The sequence below is a fragment of the Microbacterium ginsengiterrae genome (assembly GCF_014205075.1).
GTDB classification, from domain to species: Bacteria; Actinomycetota; Actinomycetes; order Actinomycetales; family Microbacteriaceae; genus Microbacterium; species Microbacterium ginsengiterrae.
Map to the genome: position 1 here is coordinate 2,959,597 of NZ_JACHMU010000001.1, position 20,986 is coordinate 2,980,582.

Below are 20,986 nucleotides of genomic sequence, written 5' to 3' on the forward strand. Positions count from 1 at the left end.
CTGCGCCGCATCGCGGACATAGGGTGTGGATATGACCGATTCCAGCGTTCGCCAGATCCCGTTCACCGATGCGAACGGCGCTCAGAAGACCATCGACGACCTCGGAGCGGATGTCGTCCTCGTCGTCAATGTCGCCTCCAAGTGCGGCCTGACCCCGCAGTACGAGCAGCTCGAGCAGCTGCAGCGCACCTACGGTGAGCGCGGGTTCAGCGTCGTCGGCTTCCCCTGCAATCAGTTCATGGGACAGGAGCCGGGCTCACTCGAGCAGATCCAGGAGTTCTGCTCGACGACGTACGGCGTGAGCTTCCCGATCAACGACAAGGTGCGCGTGAACGGGCGCTCGGCCACCGACCTCTACAAGACGCTCACCCAGACGCCGGATGCCCGTGGCAAGACCGGTCGTGTGGAATGGAACTTCGAGAAGTTCCTCGTGCTGCCCGACGGCTCCGTTCAGCGGTTCCGTCCGAAGCAGACGCCCGACTCCCCGGAGATCATCGAGGCCATCGAGGGTGCGCTGACCCGCTGAGCCCTTGCTCGGTGGCGACTCGATGCGCGGTGGACCCGTCCGCCTCGCATCGACTCCCGACACACCAGTGGCACGGACCGCGCCGCGAGGCGTGATCCGTGCCACTTCTGTTGGTGGAGCCGGCGCGCGTCAGACGGTCGCGGCTTCTTCGGCTTCGGCGGTCTCTCCCGCCCCCGCGCCGTCCCGCTTCGCCCACAGATCGCGCAGCACGTTGGTGAAGGTGTCGGCGGGCTGAGCTCCGGAGATCCCGTACTGCCCGTTGAGGACGAAGAACGGCACGCCCTGGATCCCGTAGGCCTGCGCCTGTGCCTGATCCTGGCGGACGGCCGGCAGATGCGTCTCGCTCTCGAGCGCCGCGCGGGTGGACTCGGCATCCAGCCCCACCTCGACGGCGAGCTCGACGAGGTCGTCAACACGGCCGACGTGCTTGCCCTCGGTGAAGTACGCGGACATCAGCCGCTCCTCCATCTCGTGCTGAAGACCTGCGGCCTTGGCGTGGTGGAGCAGCTCGTGCGCCTTCACGGTGTTGGTGTGCTTGAGCAGGTCGAACCGGTACTCGAGCCCCGCCTTCGCGGCGACCGCGGTGACGTTGTCGAGCATCTGCGTGACCTGTTCGCGCGGCATGCCCTTGTGCCCTGCGAGGAAGTCGATCTCGTCACCGTCGAAGTCGACGGGCGTGTCAGGCGAGAGTTCGAAGGAATGGAAGGTGATGTCGACCTGCGGGGCGTCTTCGTCGGATGCGGTCGCCGCGAGACCCGCTTCGAGATTGCGCTTGCCGATGTAGCACCACGGGCAGGCGATGTCGGACCAGATGTCAATGGTTATGGGTTGGCTCACCCTCGGTACAACATCGGCACCGCCGCGATATATTCCGTTGATAGCATCTCCGAATGCTGTCCGCCTCCGATCCGCTGCCCTTCCGCCCGCAGCGGGTGCTCATCGCCGGAGTCACCGGATCGGGGAAGACCACGCTCGCCCGGCGCCTCGCGACGAAGTGGGATCTCACGCATCACGAGATCGACGCCCTCCATCACGGGCCGAACTGGACCCCGCGCCCGCAGTTCCTCGACGACGTGCGCGCCTTCGCCTCGACCGAGCGGTGGGTCACGGAGTGGCAGTACACCAGCAAGGGGACCGACGAGATCGTCACGCCGCGGGCGCAGCTCGCGATCTGGCTCGACTATCCGTGGCACGTGGTGCGGGGACGTCTCGTGCGGCGCACGCTGCAGCGCAGCATCCTGCGGACGAAGATGTTCAACGACAACGTCGAGAAACCCCTCTGGGAGCTCCTGCGCACCCGAGACCCCGAGGAGAACATCCTCGTCTGGCAGTCGAGGACGCGGAACAACTGGTCCACCCGAATGCCGGCGATCCAGGAGCGGTTCCCGCACCTGACGATCGTGCGGCTCCCCCACCCGCGGGCCACGGAGCGCTGGCTGCAGGCGAACTGATCCCGCGGCTTCCGGGACATGCAGGTCCCGGCGTGCGACCCAGCGCCGGCGGGCGACCTACCGCACACGCGCGACGACCGCACGGATGCAGGGTGGTCGCACGCCTGCAGGGAGAATCGGTTGGTTCGGACCTGCATCCGTGCTTCGACCCTGCATCCGTGCGGTGCGGAAGAGGGCGGGTGGTGCGGAAGAGGGCGGGTGGTGTGAAAGAGGACGCCTGGTGCGGATGCGGACGCGTACGACGGACGCGTCGCGGACGGACGTCGCTCAGGCCGGTGCGGGGGCGTCCACCGCGCCACCGAAGCGACGGTCGCGCGACAGGTAGATCTCGATCGCGCGCCACAGCTCCTCGCGCGAGAAGTCCGGCCAGAGCGTGTCGAGGAACACCATCTCGGCGTATGCGGACTGCCACAGCAGGAAGTTCGACGTGCGCTGCTCCCCCGAGCTCCGCAGGAAGAGGTCCACGTCCGGCATCTCCGGCACGTAGAGGTTGCGCCGGATCATCTTCTCGTTGATCGCGTTGGGCTTGAGACGTCCGGCGGCGACTTCGGCGGCGAGGGACCGCACGGCGTCGACGATCTCGACCCGGCCGCCGTAGTTCACGCACATCGTCAGGGTGAGGACGTCGTTGCCGGCGGTGAGCTTCTCGGCGTACTGCAGCTCCTTGATGACCGACCCCCACAGACGCGGCTTCCGCCCCGCCCACCGGATCCTGACGCCCCACTCGTTGAGCTGGTCGCGCCGCCGATGAAGCACGTCGCGGTTGTACCCCATGAGGAAGCGCACCTCCTCGGGCGAGCGCGCCCAGTTCTCCGTCGAGAACGCGTACACGGAGAGATGCTTCACGCCGGCCTGGATGGCGCCGGCGACGACGTCGAGGAGGACTTCCTCGCCTGCTTTGTGCCCCTGGATCCGCGTGAGCCCCTGCCGATTCGCCCACCGGCCGTTGCCGTCCATGACGATGGCGACGTGCTCGGGAACCCTGGGGAACTCCGGAGGGTGGATGCCGGTCCAGTCGAGTGGACGGTAGGGCACAGCGTCCTTGTGCGTGTACGGTTTGGGGCTCAACGCGCACCTTCCCGGTCTGATCCGATGTGGGCGAGCGAGCGGATGCCGCGCTCCAGATGGAACTGCGTGTACGCCGAGACGAGCCCGGACGCCGCCGCGGTGTCCGAGCCGGGGGCCGCATCGACGGCATCCCACTCCCCGCGGATGAGCGAGCGCAGCAGATCGAGGGTCGAATCGGCGATCCGAGGACTTCCTGCCGGTGCGCAGTCACCGCACACGAGACCGCCGAGCTGCACGACGAAGCTGCGGTGCGGGCCGGGCGCCCCGCAACGGGCGCAGTCGCTGAGCGACGGAGCCCACCCCGAGAGAGCCATGACGCGCAGAAGGTAGGAATCGAGGATGCTGCGCGCAGCATGCTCGCCGCGGGAGAGTGCACGCAGACCGCCGACGAGCAGAAGGTACTGCTCCGGCGTCGCCTCGGAGTCGTTCAACCGATCGGCGGTCTCCACCATCGCACTCGCGGAGGTGAACCGCTCGTAGTGCGCGGCGATCTCGCTGCCGTACGCCCCCAGCGACTCCGCCTGCTGGACGATGTCGAGCGAGCGCCCCTGGTACAGCTGCACGTCGGCGACCATGAACGGTTCCAGCCGGGACCCGAACTTCGACGACGTGCGACGGACGCCCTTTGCCACCGCACGGATCTTGCCGTTGCGCCGCGAGAGCATGGTGACGATGCGATCCGCCTCACCGAGCTTGTGGGTGCGCAGGATCACCGCTTCATCTCGATAGGTGGGCACCCTTCGATTATCCTCTGCTCAGGTGAGAATGGACTCGTGACCGAACCGCTCTTCATCATTCCGTTCTGGGCAGACCTGCTGGGTGTGGGTCTCGGCGGGGTCCAGGGGGCGATGTTCGCCTCGGGGTTCCAGGGGCAGCGACGCCTCGATCTGCTCGGCGTCGCGATCATCGGCATCCTCATCGGCATGGGCGGCGGTCTCATCCGTGACCTCATGCTCGGACAGCCGCCGGCGACGCTCCAGAACAACTGGTATCTGGTCACCGCCGCCGGCGCCGCCCTGCTCGGCATGCTCCTGGCCGGTCTTCTGAACCGGGCCGGTCCCGCCATCGTGGGTCTCGATGCGGTCGTGATCGGCATGTTCGGTGCCTTCGGCACCAGCAAGGCCGTCGGGTTGGGTCTTCCCGTCGTCCCCGCAGTCTTCATCGGCGTGTGCGCGGCCGTCGGAGGCAGCGTCCTGCGCGACGTGATCATGGGGCTTCCGGTCGCGATCATGCACGTCGGTTCGCTGTACGCCGTCGCCGCCCTTCTGGGGTGCACGGCGATCGTCGGCCTGCACGCGCTCGGCGTCGGCATGGTGATCGCGAGCGTGATCGGCATCGCCGTCACCGCCGTGGTCCGCGTCCTCGCCGTGATCTTCGACCTGTCACTGCCGGAGCAGCGCCGGCTCTACCGCCGCAAGGTGGCGGCGGAGACCGGTGCCATTCCGACCGTGAAGCCCTGAACCGTCCGCGGACGACCTCAGACGGCGGCGAGCTGCTCGCTGCGCGAGCGGATCGCGCGGTTCACTCCGGAAACGATCGCCTTCAGGCTCGCCGTCGAGATGTCGCCGTCGATGCCGACGCCCCACAGGCGCTGGTCGTCGACCTGCAGCTCGACGTACGACGCCGCCTGGGCGTCACCGCCGGCGCTGAGCGCGTGCTCGACGTAGTCGTACACCGTGATGTCGAAGCCCTGACCGCGCAGCACCTCGACGAACGCGGCGACGGGACCGTTGCCCTGTCCGGTCACCGAGAACTCGGACTCGCCGTCGCGGATGACGACGTCGAGGAAGACCTCACCGGACATGTCGCTGCGCGTCTGGGTCGCGAGCAGCTCGAAGCGGCCCCACTTGGCCTCGGTGTCCTCGGCGGGCAGGTACTCGTCGTTGAAGATCGACCAGATCTCATCGCTCGTGATCTCGCCGCCCTCGCTGTCCGTCTTGGACTGCACGACACCGGAGAACTCGATCTGGAGCTTGCGCGGCAGATCGATGGCGTGGTCGGTCTTGAGCAGGTACGCCACCCCGCCCTTGCCGGACTGCGAGTTGACCCGGATGACCGCCTCGTACGAACGGCCGAGGTCCTTCGGGTCGACCGGCAGGTACGGCACGGCCCACTCGATCTCGTCGACGGTCTTGCCCTCGGCTGCTGCCTTGGCCTCCATCGCCTCGAAGCCCTTCTTGATGGCATCCTGGTGCGAGCCGCTGAACGCCGTGAAGACGAGGTCGCCCGCCCAGGGGCTGCGCTCCGGGACCGGAAGCTGGTTGCAATACTCGACCGTGCGCTTGACCTGGTCGATGTCGCTGAAGTCGATCTGGGGGTCGATGCCCTGGGTGAACATGTTGACGCCGAGGGCGACGAGGTCGACGTTCCCGGTGCGCTCTCCGTTGCCGAACAGGCATCCCTCGATGCGGTCCGCCCCGGCCATGTATCCGAGTTCGGCGGCGGCCACGGCGGTCCCGCGGTCGTTGTGGGGATGCAGCGAGATGATGATGTTCTCGCGGTGATTCAGGTGACGGCCCATCCATTCGATGGAGTCGGCGTACACGTTCGGCGAGGCCATCTCGACGGTGGCCGGCAGGTTGATGATGACCTTGCGATCCGGGGTGGGCTCGAAGACCTCGATGACCTGGTTGCAGATGTCGACCGCGAACTCGAGCTCGGTGCCGGTGTAGCTCTCCGGCGAGTACTCGTAGTAGACCTCGGTGCCGGGGATCGTCTTCTCGTACTGCTTGCACAGTCGCGCACCCTCGAGCGCGATGTCGATGATGCCCTGCTTGTCGGTGCGGAACACCACGTCGCGCTGCAGGATGCTGGTCGAGTTGTACAGGTGCACGATGGCCTGCTTCGCACCGGCGATCGCCTCGTACGTCCGCGCGATCAGGTGCTCACGTGCCTGCGTCAGCACCTGGATGGTGACGTCGTCCGGGATGAGGTTCTCCTCGATCAGCTGGCGGACGAAGTCGAAGTCGGTCTGGCTGGCGGACGGGAAACCGACCTCGATCTCCTTGTACCCCATGCCGACGAGCAGCTCGAACATCACGCGCTTGCGCTCGGGCGACATCGGGTCGATCAGGGCCTGGTTGCCGTCGCGCAGGTCCACCGCGCACCAGCGGGGCGCCTCGGTGATCCGACGGGAGGGCCAGGTGCGGTCGGGGAGCTCGACCGTGATCTGCTCGTGGAACGGCCGGTACTTGTGGATCGGCATCGCGGAGGGGCGCTGGGAGTTCTTCATGATGGGCTTCTTCTCTCGTCAGATATGGCGGGCCAGCACAAGCGCCGCGACGAGGAAGGCCCTAATTTGAGGACTCGTCGCGGCAGCTAAGAAGAAGCAGACCGCCGAAAGACATGCATCGATCCTAACAGCAGAGCGACACGATCACACACTTGGCGTGAGACATCCGATCCGCCGTGGACACTGAGGAGTATGAGCAGATTGCGTGTTCTCAGGATCTCCGCCGCCGCCCTGCTTGGCGGAATGCTCGCTCTGGCTGGGTGCGCGGCGTCGCCGGGGAGTGCGCCGCCCTCCAGTTCCGATGCCCCGGCCGGGCAGAGTCTCGGTTCCCTCGCACCGGCGCCGCCCGAAGCCGAGGTGGTCGGAGAGGGAACGGTGATCGATGTCGACGGCACGGTCGAGGTCTGCCTCGGTCCGGTCGCCGAATCGTACCCACCGCAGTGCTCGGGTCTCCCCCTCCGCGGATGGGCGTGGGACGATGCGGACGGCGCCGAGAGCAGCGGATCCGTCCGCTGGGGCCAGTATGCGTTGACGGGGACGTACGACGGCAGTGCGCTGACGCTCACCGGCGCCCCCGTGCCGCTGGCGCTGTACGACCCGCCCGCCCGCACGGACCCCACCGGCGGCGAACCAGGATCGACGCCTGAGTCCGAGCTCACCGTCATCCAGGACGAGCTTCCCGATCGGCTCGGTTCCACCGGGTATCTCGCCTCGTACCCGGATGACGGCAGGGTATGGGTCGACGTGCTGTGGGATGACGGCACGTTGCAGCGCGCGGCGGATGACGACTACGGCGTGGGCGTGGTCATCGTGCGCTCGGCCCTGCGACCCGCGGCGCTTTGATCGAACCGGACGACTGCCAGGAACGGGCTCACTCGGGAATGAGGGCGATCTTCCCACCCGGGTGGCCGCCGGAGAGGAATCGCAGGGCCTCCTGGGCCTCCCTGAGCGGATAGGTTCGGGCCACCGGTACGACGAGGTCGCCTCGCGCGGCGAGCTCGATGAGACCGGCGCGCGCCGCATCCCTGAACCGGGTGCTCTCCGGCTGCGAGCCGACGATCCAGCCGAATTCCTCGTCCTGCGCTCGCGCCGCAGCGGCGATCGTGACGATGCGCCTGCGGTCGGAGACGAGGGCCAGCGACGTGTCGACGGCCTCGTGGGTTCCGACGGCGTCCAGTGCAGCGGCGAGCGGTCCCCCGGCGATCGCACGGACGCGGTCCGCGAGATCGGCACCATACGCGATCGGCTCCCCGCCGAACCCCCGGACGACGTCGAAACGGGCCTCACTGGCGGTGCCGATGACGCGGATGCCGCGAAGCGCGGCCTGCTGGAGGACACTCACACCGACGGCTCCTGATGCGCCGTGGAGCAGGATCGTCTCCCCCGGCGCCGCATTCGTCACGGCCAGCATCTGCGCCGCCGTGGTTCCGGCGAGCAGCAGGTTCGCCGCTTCAGGGTGCGAGAGCGCGGCCGGTTTGTGGAACGCCTTCTCGGCCGGGATGGTCACCTCGTCGGCGTAGCCGCCCTGGATGCGGAAGGCCAGCACCTCGTCGCCGACCTCGACAGGGCCGGACCCGATCGGGGTGTCCGGACCGACACCGGTGACGACGCCGGAGATCTCGTATCCGATCGGGACGGGCAGAGTCACCCCGGGGCGTGGCGCGGCGACGTGCTTGGCATCAGCCGGGTTCACCCCGGCGGCGCGCACGCGCACGGTGATCTCGCCTCGTCGGGGGCGAGCCGGCACATGCTCGACGAACTCCCAGCCGTCCGGGCTCCCCCACGACGTCGCGATCCACTGCGCCGGCATGTCAGAACCCCAGACGACCGAGCTTCTTCGGGTCGCGCTGCCACTCCTTGGCGACCTTCACATGAAGGCCGAGGAAGACGCGTGTTCCGAGCAACTCCTCGATGCCGGCTCGGGCGCGTGCGCCGACCTCGGCGAGCCGCGACCCCTTGCGGCCGATGATGATGGCCTTCTGGCTGTCCCGCTCGACGACGATCGATGCGTGCACGTCGGTGAGATCGCTGTCCTCGCGCGGCGTGACGTCGTCGACGACAACGGCGATCGAGTGGGGCAGCTCGTCGCGCACGCCCTCGAGCGCGGCCTCGCGGATCATCTCGGCGATACGGTCCTCGATCGACTCGTCGGTGACGACACCCTCCGGGTACAGCGGCGGGCCCTCCGGCATGAGTGCGAGCATCTCATCCGAGAGCACGTCGAGCTGCTCCCTTGTGAGCGCGGAAAGCGGGATCACAGCGGCCCAGTCCTCACGCAGCGCGTCGACCTCGATCAGTCGCTCGGTGATCTGGTCGCGGTCCGCGGCATCCGTCTTCGTCACGATCGCGATCTTCTTGGCGCGCCCGTACCCGTCGAGCGATGCGGCGATGCGCCGGTCACCGGGCCCCACCTTCTCCGTCGCCGGTACGCAGAAGCCGATGACGTCGACGTCGCCGAGGACCTGTTCGACGAGATCGTTGAGTCTCTCGCCGAGCAGCGTGCGCGGCTTGTGGATGCCAGGGGTGTCGACGATCACGAGCTGGCCGTGCGGGCGGTTCAGGATGCCGCGGATCGCCCGCCTCGTCGTCTGCGGCTTCTCGCTCGTGATGGCGATCTTCTCGCCGACCAGCGCATTCGTCAGCGTGGACTTGCCGACGTTGGGCCTCCCGACGAACGTGGCGAATCCGGAGCGTTCGATCTCAGTCATCTTCATTCTCCTCTGTCACTTCTGCCCGTTCGACGAACACCGTCGCGATGCCGCGTCCTCGTCCACGCGATGCGCCACCGGTGAGCACGAGCCCGTCGATGGTCGCGGTCACTCCCGGCTGCGGGACCTGGTCCACCGCCTTGCCGAGCAGACCGCCGATGGAATCGACGTCCTCGTCCTCGAGTTCGATGCCGAACAGGTCTCCGACGTCGTCCAGCGACAGCCGCGCGCTGACGCGATAGCGTCCTCCGCCGAGATCCACGACTTCGGCGGCGGCGTGGTCGTACTCATCGGAGATCTCGCCCACGAGCTCCTCGATGAGGTCCTCCAACGTCACCAGCCCGGAGATGCCGCCGTGCTCGTCGATGACGAGGCACACGTGCACGGCATCGCGCTTCATTTGCTGCAGCAGGGTCTCCGCACGCATGGATTCGGGCACGAAGGTCGCCGGCCGTGCGATGGGACGGATGGATGCTGCGCGCCATGCCTGGTCGTCGCGGTAGGCGAACTGCACGAGGTCCTTGAGGTACAGCACGCCGACGACATCGTCGGCCTCGTCGTCGACGACCGGTACGCGCGAGACACCGCGGTTGAGGAAGAGCGACATCGCCTCCTCGGTGGTCGCCTCGGCATCCACCGTCACCATCTCGGTGCGCGGCACCATGACGGCGCGCACGAACTGGTCGGTGAAGTCGAACACCGAGTGGATGAGGTCCCGGTCGTCCTCCTCGATGAGGTCGTGCGAGGCGGCCTCGTCGACCATGCTGAGGAGCTGGTCCTCGCTCGTGAAGGAGCTGCGGACCGTCCCGGGGGTGACCCGGTTGCCGAGCAGCACCAGGCCCTGCGCGAGCGGCCCGAGGATGATGCGCATGCCGCGGACGATCGACGCCGTGCCGCGGATCATGCCTTCGGAGTGCTGGCGACCGACGGTGCGGGGGCTGGCGCCGACGAGGACGAACGTGATGCCGGTCATCAGTACGGCGGCGGCGAGCATCGCCCACCAGATGTTCTCGAACAGGATCGTGAACGCAACGGTGACGAGCACCGCTGCGGTGACCTCGACGAGGACGCGGATGAAGGCGACGGCGTTGACGTGGGCGTCGATGTCCTCGGCGATGCGGTCAAGAGCGACCGACTGTCGCCCCTCGATCGCCATCTCTTCGAGGTCGGCGCGGGAGGTGACGCCGTATGCGGCGTCGATCGCCGCCATGAGACCGCCGAACGCCACCAGGAGAACGGCGCCGATCAGCAGGAGGATCTCGGTCATCGGCCGCGTTCGGCACGCGCGAAGCCGCCGATCAGCTCCTTCTGCAACCCGAACATCTCACGCTCCTCATCGGGCTCGGCGTGATCGAAGCCGAGCAGGTGCAGAAGTCCGTGCGTGGTGAGCAGGATCAGCTCGTCCATCAGGGTGTGACCCGCTGCCTGCGCCTGCGTCTCGGCCACCTGCGGGCAGAGCACGATGTCGCCGAGGAGCCCGGGTGCGGTCGGATGATCCTCGGTGCCGGGGCGCAGCTCGTCCATGGGGAAGCTGAGCACGTCGGTGGGGCCCGGCTCATCCATCCACTGGACGTGGAGGGCCTCCATGGCGCCCTCGTCGACGAGGACGATCGCGACCTCGGCGTCCGCACTCACATGCAGCTGCGCGAGATTGAAATCGGTGAGGCGCTGCAGAACCGTCTCGTCGACATCGATCGCGGACTCGTTGTTGATCTCGATCATGATGAGTGTCCTCGCTTGGGCATCCGGTCTTTCGGGCCAGGTCGCATTCCGGCGCGGCGATCGGCACGGTTGGCGAACTCGTGCGCCTGGTCGCGCTCATGCCGCGCGGCGATGCGCTGCTCGTCGTACTCGCTGTACGCGTCGACGATGCGGCCGACGAGGGAGTGCCGGACCACATCCTCGCTCGTGAGCCGCGCGAAGTGGATGTCGTCGACGTCCTTCAGGACCTGCGTCACGAGCCGGAGGCCGGAGGCCCCCTGCGGGAGGTCGACCTGGGTGATGTCGCCGGTGACGACCATCTTCGTTCCGAAGCCCAGACGGGTGAGGAACATCTTCATCTGCTCCGGCGTGGTGTTCTGCGCCTCGTCGAGCACGACGAACGAGTCGTTGAGCGTGCGCCCACGCATGTAGGCGAGCGGCGCGACCTCGATCGTGCCGGTGGCCATCAGCCGTGGAACGATCTCGGGGTCCATCATCTCGTTCAGCGCGTCGTAGAGCGGCCGCAGATACGGATCGATCTTGTCGGTCAGCGTGCCGGGCAGGAAGCCGAGCCGCTCCCCCGCTTCGACGGCGGGACGGGTGAGGATGATGCGCTCGACCTCTTTGCGCTGCAACGCCTGGACGGCCTTCGCCATCGCGAGATACGTCTTGCCGGTACCGGCAGGCCCGATTCCGAAGACGATCGTGCTCTCGTCGATCGCGTCGACGTACTCCTTCTGCCCCGGTGTCTTGGGGCGGATGACACGACCGCGCGTGGACAGGATCGCTTCGCCGAGGACCTCGCTCGGCCGCGGGCCGCCCTCGCGGCGCAGCATCCGTGCGGAGGTCGCCACGTCGGACGGCGCGAGATCGGCGCCCTCGCGTGTGATGGTGATCAGCTCGTCCACGAGGCTCTTGGCCGCCGCGACGGCCTCGGACGCACCCGTGAGGGTGATCTCGTTGCCCCGGACGAGGACGTCGACAGCAGGATGCTCCTTCTCGAGCATCCGCAGCAGACGATCCTGCGGGCCGAGCAGCTGCACCATGGCGACGCCGTCCGCGTAGACGCGCTCTGTCACAGACGGGGACTGGGAATCGTCAGAAGCCAACGAGTTTGTTCTCCTCGAGGTTGCCGAGCACATGAGCGTGCACGTGGAAGACGGACTGCGCAGCGCTGGGTCCGTTGTTGAAGATGAGACGGTACTCGCCGTTGGCGTGCTCGTCCGCGATGCGCTTGGCGACCGCGACCATCTCGGCGAGAAGCTGAGGGTCTCCGGCGGCGAGCTCGGTCACATCGCGGAACTGCTCCGTCTTGGGGATGACGAGCATGTGCAGCGGTGCCTGCGGGTTGATGTCGCGGATCGCGAAGACGGTCTCGGTCTCGAGCACGATCTCTCCGGGGATGTCGCCCGAGAGGATGCGCGTGAAGATCGACGGTTCGGTCATGAACTCATTCTACGGGCGCAACAGCCCATCGTCCCTGGCCCGGTTCGCCGCGGGTCGTCGAGCGGCCTCTGCCCCGCAGGTCGTCGTGCGGCCCACCCCCCGCGGGTCGTTGAGCGAGCGCAGCGAGACGAAACGGGCTGAGCGAGCGCAGCGAGACGAAGCCGTCGCCTCCCCCGGGTCGTTGAGCAAGCGCAGCGAGACGAAACGGGCTGAGCGAGCGTCAGCGAGCCGAAGCCGCTCTCCCCTTCGCGGCCCGCTGGCGCTTCTGCCATCCGATCACGGCGTCGAGCCCGCCCTCGGCGAATGCGACCCGCTTGGCGTGGCTCCATCCCTGCAGCCGCTTCTCCCACGCGAAAGCCTCGTCGATGGCGTCGAACTCCCCACACCAGAACAGCTCCACGGGAAGACGTCGCTTGGTGTACTCGGCGCCCATGCCTGCCTGATGCTGGCGGAGCCGCTGATCGAGGTCGATCGTGCTGCCGACGTAGAGTGTGCCGTCACAGCATCGGAGCATGTATGCGTGTGCCATGGATGCACCGTAGACGGAGCGGCGGACATCGGCCGGGGGGAGGCTTCGACTCGTCGCTGCGCTCCTCGCTCAGCCCGTTTCGTCTCGCTCCGCTCGCTCAACGACCCGCAGGAAGAACGCCGCTCAGGCTTCGACTCGTCGCTGCGCTCCTCGCTCAGCCCGTTTCGTCTCGCTCCGCTCGCTCAACGACCCGCAGGAAGAACGCTCACTCAACGACCCATCCGAGGGAAGAACGCCCGCTCAACGAGCCGGGGGCGTCGGACTAGGGCTACCAGCGGCCGAGCGCCACCGAGAGCACGGAGATCGCGGCGGGGCCGGCGGTGGAGGTCCGAAGGACCGTGTCGCCGAGGCGCACCCGCTCCGCTCCTGCCGCCTCGAACTTCTCCAGCTCCTCCGGGGAGATGCCGCCCTCGGGGCCCACGACGAGCATGACGTCGTGATCGGCCTCAGCATCCACCGCCACATCCGAGAGCTTGGCCGTCGCGGTCGGGTCGAGCACCAGCATCCGCGCTCCGCCCGCCCTGGCGATCACCTGGGCGGTCGACGAGGCCTCTGAGACCGAGGGCACCCACGGACGATGAGCCTGCTTGGCCGCCTCGCGGACGATCGTCGCCCAGCGCTCCCGGCCCTTGGTCGCCTTGGCGCCCTCCCAACGCGACACACTGCGGGAAGCCTGCCATGGCACGATCTCGTCCACGCCGAGTTCGCAGGAGGTCTGCACGGCGAGCTCGTCCCTGTCACCCTTCGCGAGGGCCTGGACGAGCACGAGCCGCACCTTCGGCGCCGCTGCTGCGGACTGCGCGGTGATCGTCACATCCACGCGCGACGCGGACACATCCGCGACCGTGCCCTCGAGCCACACCCCACTGCCGTCGCCGACAGTGACGGACTCGCCGACACGCACCCGTCGGACCACCGCTGCGTGCTTGGCCTCCGCACCCGAGAGGGAGACGGTGTCGCCGACCGCCGCTCCCGAGCAGGCCTCGACGAGGAAGTGCAGCGCCATCAGTGGCGGAACCGATCACGCAGCTTCGAGAACAGTCCCTGCTGGAACTGAGCGAGCTGCGGGCCCGCCGCCTTCTGCTTCTTGGCGAAGTCCTGGATGAGCTTCCGCTGCGCGGAGTCGAGCTTCGTGGGGGTCACGACCTGCACACCGACGCGGAGGTCACCGCGCTGGTTGCCCCGCAGCGGTGTGATCCCGCGGCCCTTGATGGTCAGGACGTCTCCGGACTGCACGCCGGGACGGATCTCCAGATCCACCTTGCCGTCGAGACCGTCGATGGTCGTCTCCGTCCCGAGGATGGCGTCGGCCATGGACACTTCGAGCGTCGCAAGCAGATCATCGCCGTCGCGGCTGAAGGCGGGGTGCGGTTCGACGGTCACCTCGACGTACAGGTCTCCGTTGGGGCCACCGGCCTGACCGACCTCGCCGGAACCGGGCAGCTGCAGTCGCAGTCCGGTCTCGACACCGGCAGGGATGTCCAGCGACACGGTGCGGCGCGAACGCACGCGGCCCTGTCCGTTGCACGTGGCGCACGGATGCGGGATGACCGTGCCGTAGCCCTGGCACGTGCCGCACGGCTGTGAGGTCACGACGTTGCCGAGGAGGCTGCGGACCTGGCGCTGCACGTGCCCGGTGCCGCCGCAGATGTCGCAGGTCACCGGCTGCGTACCCGGCTGGGTGCACGACCCCTCGCAGGTCTGACACAGCACCGCCGTGTCGACCTCGATGTCGCGGTGCGCGCCGAAGACGACGTCGCCCAGGTCGAGCGTGACGCGCACGAGCGCATCCTGACCGCGCTCCTTGCGCGAGCGCGGGCGGCCGGAGCGACCGCCGCCACCGCCGGCGCCGAAGAACGTCTCGAAGATGTCGCCGAAGCCTCCGAACCCGCCGAAGTCGCCTCCGGCGCCGTCTCCGCCGCCCATGTCGTAGCGACGACGGGACTCGTCGTCGCTGAGCACGTCGTATGCGTGCGTGACGAGCTTGAACCGCTCTGCCGCGTCCTCCCCCGGGTTCACGTCGGGGTGCAACTGGCGCGCGAGCTTCCGGTACGCCTTCTTGATCTCATCCGTCGAAGCGTCTCGCGACACTCCGAGGACCTCATAATGGTCCGCCACAATCACCTTCCTGCGTGTGCGTACTGCCGCGAGCCGCTCAGCGGCTCGCCTCGTCTTCGTCGAGCAGTCGCGACAGGTAGCGGGCGACTGCCCGCGCTGCTGCGAGGTTGCTCGGATAGTCCATCCGGGTCGGCCCCATCACTCCGACTCTGGCGGTGCCGCCAGGGGCGAGGTAGTTGCTCGTCACGATCGACGCCTCGGGGAGACCGAACGCCTCGTTCTCCGAACCGATGCTCGCCGCGAGGCCGTGCTCGTCGGTGACCATCTCGCTCATCAGGCGCAGCAGCGTCACCTGTTCCTCGATGGCTTCGAGGAGCGGATGGATGCTGCCGCGGAAGTCCTGTTCACGGCGGGCCAGCGTCGCAGCCCCCGCCATGACGAGGCGCTCCTGACGGAACTCCGCCAGCTCCTCGCCGATGATCCCGGCCAGATGCCGGAGCGCCTGCTCGACCGTGGAGTTCTCCGTCCCCTGCCCGATCGTCTGGACCCGATCGGTCGCGCCACGTACCGTCCGTCCGATGAGGAGGGCGGAAAGCCGCGCGCGCAGGACCGCGACATCGGCGTCATCGACATCGACCGGGAGCACCGCGATGCGCTGCGACACACCGCCGGCATCCGTCACGAGGACGACGAGCAGGCGGTTCGGGGCGAGACAGACGAGTTCGATGTGCGTCAGGTGCGCTCGTGCGAACGAGGGGTACTGGGCGAGTGCGACCTGTCCGGTGAGCTGGGTGAGCACGCGCACGGTGCGGGCCATCAGGTCGTCGAGATCGGCAGGATCGGTGAGGAACGATTCGATCGCGCTGCGCTGTGCACCGGAGAGCGGGCGTAGCTGGGCGAGGTGATTCACGAAGACGCGATAGCCCTTGTCGGTGGGAACACGACCCGAGGAGGTGTGCGGCGCCGCGATGAGCTCCTCGTCCTCGAGGAGCGCCATGTCATTGCGGATCGTCGCAGCGGAGACGCCGAAGGAGTGCCGGTCGACGATGCGCTTACTGCCGACGGGTTCGTGCGTCTCGACGTAGTCCTGCACGATCGCACGGAGTACCTGCAGTCCACGTTCCGTGACCATCCTGTACTCCTCTCCTGCTGGCACTCGTACACTCAGAGTGCCAATTCTACTCGCTGAGCTAGTCGGTCAGCGCGCGTACCACCGCATCCGCGAGGAGACGACCCCGCAGCGTCAGGCGGATCCGCCCGGCGATCGCGGCGCCGCCGTCGACGAGGCCGTCGGCGATCAGCCCCGCCACGCGTGAACGGTGCGGCAGCGGAAGATCGCCGATCGCCAGCCCGTCGGACAGTCGCGTCTCGAGGAGGACGCGCTCGAGCTGATGCGCGACGGGGTCGGGCCGCTCGGTCCCCGCGGCCGGGGACTCGGATGCCGCGAGCCGCTGCGCGTACGCGGCGGGGTGCTTCACGTTCCACCAGCGGAGCCCTGCCACATGACTGTGCGCGCCGGGGCCGAAGCCCCACCAGTCACTCCCCCGCCAATAGGCGAGGTTGTGACGCGAGCGGTACTCGTCGCCGCGCGCCCAGTTGCTGACCTCGTACCAGTCGAACCCGGCGGCCGCGAGCCGTTCGTCGGCGAGCTCGTACATGTCGGCCTGCAGGTCGTCGTCCGGGGCCGGCACCTCGCCGCGCCGGATCTGCCTGGCGAGCTTCGTGCCGTCCTCGATGATGAGGGCGTACGCCGAGATGTGTCCGGAATCCAGTGCGATCGCAGCCTCGAGCGACGCCTCCCAGTCCGCCAGCGTCTCGCCGGGAGCGCCGTAGATGAGGTCGACGCTGACGTCGAGTCCGGCATCGCGTGCGGCATCCACCGCGGTGCGGACGTTCTCCGGGCGGTGCGTCCGATCCAGCGCCGCCAGCACATGCGGGACGGCCGACTGCATGCCGACGGAGAGTCGTGTCACACCGGCATCCGCCAGCGTCCGGGCGACGGCAGGCGTGACGGTGTCGGGATTCGCCTCGACCGTGACCTCCGCGCCCTCGACGATTCCGAAGGCCGACACTGCGGCGTCCAGCATCCGCGCGAGGTCGCCCGGCGGGAGCAGGGTCGGCGTGCCGCCGCCGAAGAACACCGTGTCCATGGGGCGCAGACCGCCGATGTCCTCGAGGACCCGACGGGCCAGCGCGATCTCGCCACCGAGGGTGTCGGCGTACTCGTCCTGGCGCGCACCGCGCAGCTCACCGGAGGTGTAGGTGTTGAAGTCACAGTATCCGCAACGTACGCGGCAGAACGGCACGTGCATATAGGCGGAGAACGGCGTCGACGGATCCATGGGGAGATCTGCGGGGAGCCGGCCGTCCACTGGCGCCGGATCGCCGATCGGCAGAGGACCCGCCATCACAGAGGCGTCGCGTAGAGCGGCGAGATCGCACGCAGGTAGCGGGCGAAGAGCTCTTTACGACGGCGCCGGATCAGGAAGGGCAGGAGCCGATAGACGAGCGAGTTCGGAGCGTCGAACGCGCGCACGGTGAACCAGACCTCGTCGTTGTCCTCACGCCAGGTGATCTCGAACAGCTCCTCGCCACTGACGACGGAACCGCCGACCGTCCCGAGGACGAGACCGACGCGCCGGACCTCGTCAGTGACGGAGATCACACGCAGTTCGGCGTCCGCACGCATGCCCGCGACGCGACCGCGCAGGTGCAGCGTCATGCCGGGGCCGGCGAACGGGGTCCCATCGGCGTCGAAGCGCTGCTCGACCTCGCGCTTGCTCGGCGCCACGGCGTTGCCGTCCGGGTCGAACGCGACGCCCGTGTATGCGGGGCCGGATGCCGGACGCAGATCTTCCACGGTGAGTCCGGCCGCGCGCTGCGCCGTCCATGACAGCAGTGCGTCGCCCGCCGTGCGGAAGCGCTCTTCGCCGCTGCCGAGTCGCCAGGAATCCTCCGCGGGGATGCTGCGCTCCGGGGGATACTGCATGAGGTCAGGAGCGTGTGTGGCCCCGACCGCCGCATAGTCGACCGTGTCGTCTCGGAAAGTCCCGCGCCGCATGTCTTCCACCCTAGTGAGTCTTCCTGGACGGCGTCCCCATACGGGTGTGCCTGAGAATCCGACGGCCGAGCGCGGCTTCCCCGATCGACACGGCACGGAAGCGGTCAGCGTCCGTCGTCGAACTCCGTCGGCTACTTCTTGTCCTTGCCGTCGACGTCACCGGAGAGTGCGGCGATGAACGCCTCCTGAGGGACCTCGACGCGACCGACCATCTTCATGCGCTTCTTTCCCTCCTTCTGCTTCTCCAGCAGCTTGCGCTTACGGCTGATGTCACCGCCGTAGCACTTGGCGAGCACGTCCTTGCGCAGCGCCCTGATCGTCTCGCGAGCGATGATGCGTGCGCCGATGGCCGCCTGGATGGGAACCTCGAAGTTCTGTCGAGGGATGAGCTTGCGCAGCCGCTCCGTCATGAGCGTGCCGTACGCGTAGGCCTTGTCACGGTGGACGATGGCGCTGAACGCGTCGACCTTGTCGCCCTGCAGCAGCACGTCGACCTTCACGAGGTCTGCCGTCTGCTCGCCGGCGGGCTCGTAGTCGAGGCTCGCGTAGCCCTGCGTCTTCGACTTCAGGTGATCGAAGAAGTCGAAGACGATCTCGGCCAGCGGCATCATGTAGCGCAGTTCGACGCGCTCCTCGGAGAAGTACTCCATGCCCAGCAGCGAACCGCGGCGGGACTGGCACAGCTCCATGACCGTTCCGACGTAGTCCTTCGGCAACAGGATGGCCGTCTTCACCATCGGCTCGGCCACCGAGGCCACGCGCCCGTCCGGATACTCGCTGGGGTTCGTCACCGTCACCGTCTCGCCGGTGTCCGTGGTGACCTGGTAGATCACGCTCGGCGCCGTGGTGATGAGGTCGAGGCCGAACTCACGGCTCAGCCGCTCGGTGACGATCTCGAGATGCAGAAGACCGAGGAAGCCGCAGCGGAATCCGAATCCGAGGGCGACGGAGGTCTCCGGCTCGTACTGGAGGGAGGCGTCGGAGAGCTTCAGCTTGTCGAGCGCCTCGCGCAGTTCCGCGTAGTCGCTGCCGTCGATCGGGTAGATCCCCGAGAAGACCATGGGCTTGGGGTCGGTGTAGCCGGCCAGAGCCTCGGTCGCGCCCCCGCGGCTGGTCGTCACGGTGTCGCCGACCTTCGACTGGCGCACGTCCTTCACGCCGGTGATGAGGTAGCCGACCTCGCCGACGCCGAGCCCCTTGGAAGGGATCGGCTCCGGGCTGGAGACGCCGATCTCGAGCAGCTCGTGGTTGGCGTGCGTCGACATCATCTGGATGCGCTCGCGCGGCGTGAGCATGCCGTCGACCATGCGCACGTAGGTCACCACGCCGCGGTACGCGTCGTAGACGGAGTCGAAGATCATGGCGCGCGCGGGTGCATCCGCGTCGCCGACCGGAGCGGGGATGTCCTGGACGATCCGGTCGAGGAGCTCCTCGACACCGACACCCGTCTTACCGGAGACACGGAGCACGTCCTCCGGCTTCCCGCCGATGAGGTCGGCGAGCTCCTTCGCGAAGCGGTCAGGGTCGGCGGCCGGAAGGTCGATCTTGTTCAGGACCGGAATGATGTGCAGGTCGTTCTCGAGGGCGAGGTACAGGTTCGCGAGAGTCTGCGCCTCGATGCCCTGGGCGGCGTCGACGAGCAGGATCGCGCCCTCGCATGCGGCGAGTGACCGCGACACCTCGTAGGTGAAGTCGACGTGACCGGGGGTGTCGATCATGTTCAGCGCGTACGTCTGCGCGTCGTCCTGCCACGGCATCCGGACGGCCTGGCTCTTGATCGTGATCCCGCGCTCGCGCTCGATGTCCATGCGATCGAGGTACTGCGCCCGCATGTCGCGATCCGCGACGACACCGGTGATCTGCAGCATGCGGTCGGCAAGGGTCGACTTGCCGTGATCGATGTGGGCGATGATGCAGAAGTTCCGGATCTGCGAGGGCGGCGTCGCGGCAGGCGAAAGCGGAGTGAGAGCGCGTGGTGACATGTCAGGAGCAGTCTACGTTGCGGGGCCCGTAATGCTCGATTCGCATGAAGCGGTGATAGTCTCCCGAGGTTGCCCTGTACCGCTCGACGACATCGAGTCCCAGGGTCAACCCGACTCCGTACCAGACGCCGGCGGGGAGTTCGGTCGCACATACGAGCCGGAGATGTTTGAATGACATCCGACTCAGCGTTGCGTCGGCCGATCCCGAGCGCGCCTGCAAAGAGAAAGACAACACCTTGATCAAGTATCTCCTGCGCCGTCTCCTGGGATGGCTGCTGATGATCGTGGTGGCGACCAACATCACGTTCTTCCTGGCTTGGGGCTTCCTCAACCCGCGGAACAACTTCGTCGGTCGGCGCCCTCCGCTCAGTGAAGAGCAGATCGTCAACCTCCTCGAGCCGCGCAACCTCAGCGACACCGTCCCGATCTGGGAGCGGTGGTGGAACTGGTTCAGCGCCATCCTCTTCCGCTGGGACTGGGGCGTCAGCCCGACGGGCGGGTCGGTCAACGAGCAGATCGGCTACCGCATGTGGGTCAGCGCGGAGCTCGTCCTCGGTGCGACCGTCATCATGACCGTGCTCGGCATCGCCCTGGGTGTGTACACGGCATCGCGCCAGTACAAGCTCGCCGACCGCATCGGCCAGGCAGCGGCGATCGTGACGATCAACATCAACATCATCGTCGCCGCGCTCGGCATCGTGCTGCTGGCGATCGGCCTCAACAACCTCGTCGGCACCCGCATCTTCTACGTCACCGGGTCGGCCAGCAAGGGGGTCGAGGGGTTCTTCCCCGTATTGATCGACAAACTCCAGCACCTCACGCTTCCCACGATCGCGCTCGTGATCGTCGGATACGCCGGCACGCACCTGCTTCAGCGTTCGCTGCTGCTGGACAACATCAACGCCGACTACGTGCGCACCGCCCGCGCGAAGGGCCTCACCAAGCAGCAGGCCATCCGCAAGCACGCGCTGCGCACCTCGCTCATCCCGGTGGCGACCCAGGTCGCCTTCAGCATCCCCGCCGTCTTCACCGGCGCGATCCTGACGGAGATCATCTTCGCCTGGAACGGTATGGGCAAGTACTTCCTCGAGACCATCAACAAGAGCGACATCAACGGCGTCGTCGCCGTCGCCGCCTTCGGTGGTCTCCTCACGGCGATCGGCGCCATCCTCTCCGACATCGCCGTCGTCGTCCTCGATCCGAGAGTGCGGGTGAGCTGACCAT

The 20,986-nt window shown here is 67.7% G+C and carries 22 protein-coding genes; 5 read left to right on the plus strand and 17 right to left on the minus strand.

Annotated features, from left to right (window positions below):
- Positions 1-31 precede the first annotated feature (31 nt).
- Complete coding sequence (locus HD600_RS14385) at positions 32-526, plus strand: glutathione peroxidase (protein ID WP_184284464.1); 495 nt, start codon at positions 32-34, stop codon at positions 524-526.
- A 129-nt stretch (positions 527-655) separates the two neighbouring features.
- Here the strand turns inward: HD600_RS14385 and HD600_RS14390 are convergent, their stop codons facing one another.
- Positions 656-1,363, minus strand: a complete 708-nt coding sequence (locus tag HD600_RS14390; protein ID WP_184284466.1) for a DsbA family protein — start codon at positions 1,361-1,363, stop codon at positions 656-658.
- Positions 1,364-1,416: 53 nt separating this feature from the next.
- On the opposite strand from HD600_RS14390, the gene HD600_RS14395 reads away from it, so the two are divergent.
- The gene (locus tag HD600_RS14395; protein WP_184284468.1) at positions 1,417-1,977 is read left to right on the plus strand and encodes a P-loop NTPase family protein; all 561 of its coding nucleotides are present in this window, start codon (positions 1,417-1,419) and stop codon (positions 1,975-1,977) included.
- A gap of 267 nt (positions 1,978-2,244) precedes the next feature.
- Here the strand turns inward: HD600_RS14395 and HD600_RS14400 are convergent, their stop codons facing one another.
- Entirely contained in the window at positions 2,245-3,045 is an 801-nt protein-coding gene (locus HD600_RS14400) for an isoprenyl transferase (RefSeq protein WP_144796428.1), read from the minus strand.
- Positions 3,042-3,782, minus strand: coding sequence for a DNA repair protein RecO (gene recO, locus HD600_RS14405; RefSeq protein WP_144796430.1), 741 nt, complete (start codon positions 3,780-3,782; stop codon positions 3,042-3,044). Before recO ends, HD600_RS14400 begins: the two co-directional genes overlap by 4 nt.
- Positions 3,783-3,818: 36 nt before the next feature.
- Between recO and HD600_RS14410 the strand changes: the two genes are divergently transcribed.
- Positions 3,819-4,505: a trimeric intracellular cation channel family protein gene (locus HD600_RS14410; RefSeq protein WP_144796432.1), complete on the plus strand. Its 687-nt coding sequence runs from the start codon at positions 3,819-3,821 to the stop codon at positions 4,503-4,505.
- A gap of 17 nt (positions 4,506-4,522) precedes the next feature.
- On the opposite strand, the gene leuA is transcribed toward HD600_RS14410, so the two are convergent.
- Complete coding sequence (gene leuA / locus HD600_RS14415; RefSeq protein ID WP_184284470.1) at positions 4,523-6,277, minus strand: 2-isopropylmalate synthase; 1,755 nt, start codon at positions 6,275-6,277, stop codon at positions 4,523-4,525.
- A 192-nt stretch (positions 6,278-6,469) separates the two neighbouring features.
- On the opposite strand from leuA, the gene HD600_RS14420 reads away from it, so the two are divergent.
- Entirely contained in the window at positions 6,470-7,120 is a 651-nt protein-coding gene (locus HD600_RS14420) for a hypothetical protein (protein ID WP_184284472.1), read from the plus strand.
- A gap of 28 nt (positions 7,121-7,148) precedes the next feature.
- Here the strand turns inward: HD600_RS14420 and HD600_RS14425 are convergent, their stop codons facing one another.
- The 13 genes from HD600_RS14425 to lepA form a co-directional block, all read right to left on the minus strand.
- On the minus strand, positions 7,149-8,087 hold the full coding sequence (locus HD600_RS14425) for an NADP-dependent oxidoreductase (RefSeq protein WP_184284474.1): 939 nt from the start codon (positions 8,085-8,087) through the stop codon (positions 7,149-7,151).
- Between the two features lies 1 nt (position 8,088).
- On the minus strand, positions 8,089-8,985 hold the full coding sequence (gene era / locus HD600_RS14430) for a GTPase Era (protein WP_184284476.1): 897 nt from the start codon (positions 8,983-8,985) through the stop codon (positions 8,089-8,091).
- Positions 8,978-10,252 (minus strand): hemolysin family protein, encoded by a 1,275-nt coding sequence (locus HD600_RS14435; RefSeq protein WP_184284478.1) that lies wholly within the window; start codon positions 10,250-10,252, stop codon positions 8,978-8,980. The genes era and HD600_RS14435 overlap by 8 nt, the downstream gene beginning before the upstream one ends.
- Positions 10,249-10,710 (minus strand): rRNA maturation RNase YbeY, encoded by a 462-nt coding sequence (gene ybeY / locus HD600_RS14440; protein ID WP_144796443.1) that lies wholly within the window; start codon positions 10,708-10,710, stop codon positions 10,249-10,251. Before ybeY ends, HD600_RS14435 begins: the two co-directional genes overlap by 4 nt.
- Positions 10,704-11,732: a PhoH family protein gene (locus HD600_RS14445; RefSeq protein ID WP_241731901.1), complete on the minus strand. Its 1,029-nt coding sequence runs from the start codon at positions 11,730-11,732 to the stop codon at positions 10,704-10,706. Before HD600_RS14445 ends, ybeY begins: the two co-directional genes overlap by 7 nt.
- Positions 11,733-11,784: 52 nt before the next feature.
- Positions 11,785-12,132, minus strand: coding sequence for an HIT domain-containing protein (locus HD600_RS14450; protein ID WP_184284483.1), 348 nt, complete (start codon positions 12,130-12,132; stop codon positions 11,785-11,787).
- Positions 12,133-12,352: 220 nt separating this feature from the next.
- On the minus strand, positions 12,353-12,661 hold the full coding sequence (locus HD600_RS14455; protein ID WP_184284485.1) for a GIY-YIG nuclease family protein: 309 nt from the start codon (positions 12,659-12,661) through the stop codon (positions 12,353-12,355).
- 268 nt (positions 12,662-12,929) lie between these two features.
- Positions 12,930-13,667 (minus strand): 16S rRNA (uracil(1498)-N(3))-methyltransferase, encoded by a 738-nt coding sequence (locus HD600_RS14460; RefSeq protein ID WP_184284487.1) that lies wholly within the window; start codon positions 13,665-13,667, stop codon positions 12,930-12,932.
- Positions 13,667-14,779: a molecular chaperone DnaJ gene (dnaJ, locus tag HD600_RS14465; RefSeq protein WP_184284489.1), complete on the minus strand. Its 1,113-nt coding sequence runs from the start codon at positions 14,777-14,779 to the stop codon at positions 13,667-13,669. The genes HD600_RS14460 and dnaJ overlap by 1 nt, the downstream gene beginning before the upstream one ends.
- A 37-nt stretch (positions 14,780-14,816) precedes the next feature.
- Complete coding sequence (gene hrcA, locus HD600_RS14470; RefSeq protein WP_184284491.1) at positions 14,817-15,851, minus strand: heat-inducible transcriptional repressor HrcA; 1,035 nt, start codon at positions 15,849-15,851, stop codon at positions 14,817-14,819.
- Positions 15,852-15,909: 58 nt separating this feature from the next.
- Positions 15,910-17,127: a radical SAM family heme chaperone HemW gene (gene hemW / locus HD600_RS14475; protein ID WP_184284493.1), complete on the minus strand. Its 1,218-nt coding sequence runs from the start codon at positions 17,125-17,127 to the stop codon at positions 15,910-15,912.
- A complete protein-coding gene (locus tag HD600_RS14480; protein ID WP_184284496.1) occupies positions 17,127-17,780 on the minus strand; it encodes a DUF1990 domain-containing protein in 654 nt (217 codons plus the stop codon). Before HD600_RS14480 ends, hemW begins: the two co-directional genes overlap by 1 nt.
- A 131-nt stretch (positions 17,781-17,911) precedes the next feature.
- Positions 17,912-19,762 carry a translation elongation factor 4 gene (gene lepA, locus HD600_RS14485; protein WP_184284498.1) on the minus strand — a complete coding sequence of 617 codons (1,851 nt, stop codon included), beginning with the start codon at positions 19,760-19,762 and terminating at the stop codon, positions 17,912-17,914.
- 236 nt (positions 19,763-19,998) lie between these two features.
- On the opposite strand from lepA, the gene HD600_RS14490 reads away from it, so the two are divergent.
- Positions 19,999-20,982 (plus strand): ABC transporter permease, encoded by a 984-nt coding sequence (locus HD600_RS14490; protein ID WP_144796463.1) that lies wholly within the window; start codon positions 19,999-20,001, stop codon positions 20,980-20,982.
- Positions 20,983-20,986: the final 4 nt, after the last annotated feature.

What these genes read in the sequence shown, in the direction of transcription:
- HD600_RS14385 (WP_184284464.1), top strand. Translation starts at nt 32, where the DNA reads ATGACCGATTCCAGCGTTCGCCAGATCCCGTTCACCGATGCGAACGGC.
- HD600_RS14395 (WP_184284468.1), top strand. Translation starts at nt 1,417, where the DNA reads ATGCTGTCCGCCTCCGATCCGCTGCCCTTCCGCCCGCAGCGGGTGCTC.
- leuA (WP_184284470.1), bottom strand. Translation starts at nt 6,277, where the DNA reads ATGAAGAACTCCCAGCGCCCCTCCGCGATGCCGATCCACAAGTACCGG.
- HD600_RS14420 (WP_184284472.1), top strand. Translation starts at nt 6,470, where the DNA reads ATGAGCAGATTGCGTGTTCTCAGGATCTCCGCCGCCGCCCTGCTTGGC.
- HD600_RS14425 (WP_184284474.1), bottom strand. Translation starts at nt 8,087, where the DNA reads ATGCCGGCGCAGTGGATCGCGACGTCGTGGGGGAGCCCGGACGGCTGG.
- era (WP_184284476.1), bottom strand. Translation starts at nt 8,985, where the DNA reads ATGACTGAGATCGAACGCTCCGGATTCGCCACGTTCGTCGGGAGGCCC.
- HD600_RS14435 (WP_184284478.1), bottom strand. Translation starts at nt 10,252, where the DNA reads ATGACCGAGATCCTCCTGCTGATCGGCGCCGTTCTCCTGGTGGCGTTC.
- HD600_RS14445 (WP_241731901.1), bottom strand. Translation starts at nt 11,732, where the DNA reads ATGGTGCAGCTGCTCGGCCCGCAGGATCGTCTGCTGCGGATGCTCGAG.
- HD600_RS14450 (WP_184284483.1), bottom strand. Translation starts at nt 12,132, where the DNA reads ATGACCGAACCGTCGATCTTCACGCGCATCCTCTCGGGCGACATCCCC.
- HD600_RS14455 (WP_184284485.1), bottom strand. Translation starts at nt 12,661, where the DNA reads ATGGCACACGCATACATGCTCCGATGCTGTGACGGCACACTCTACGTC.
- HD600_RS14460 (WP_184284487.1), bottom strand. Translation starts at nt 13,667, where the DNA reads ATGGCGCTGCACTTCCTCGTCGAGGCCTGCTCGGGAGCGGCGGTCGGC.
- hrcA (WP_184284491.1), bottom strand. Translation starts at nt 15,851, where the DNA reads ATGGTCACGGAACGTGGACTGCAGGTACTCCGTGCGATCGTGCAGGAC.
- hemW (WP_184284493.1), bottom strand. Translation starts at nt 17,127, where the DNA reads ATGGCGGGTCCTCTGCCGATCGGCGATCCGGCGCCAGTGGACGGCCGG.
- HD600_RS14480 (WP_184284496.1), bottom strand. Translation starts at nt 17,780, where the DNA reads ATGCGGCGCGGGACTTTCCGAGACGACACGGTCGACTATGCGGCGGTC.
- lepA (WP_184284498.1), bottom strand. Translation starts at nt 19,762, where the DNA reads ATGTCACCACGCGCTCTCACTCCGCTTTCGCCTGCCGCGACGCCGCCC.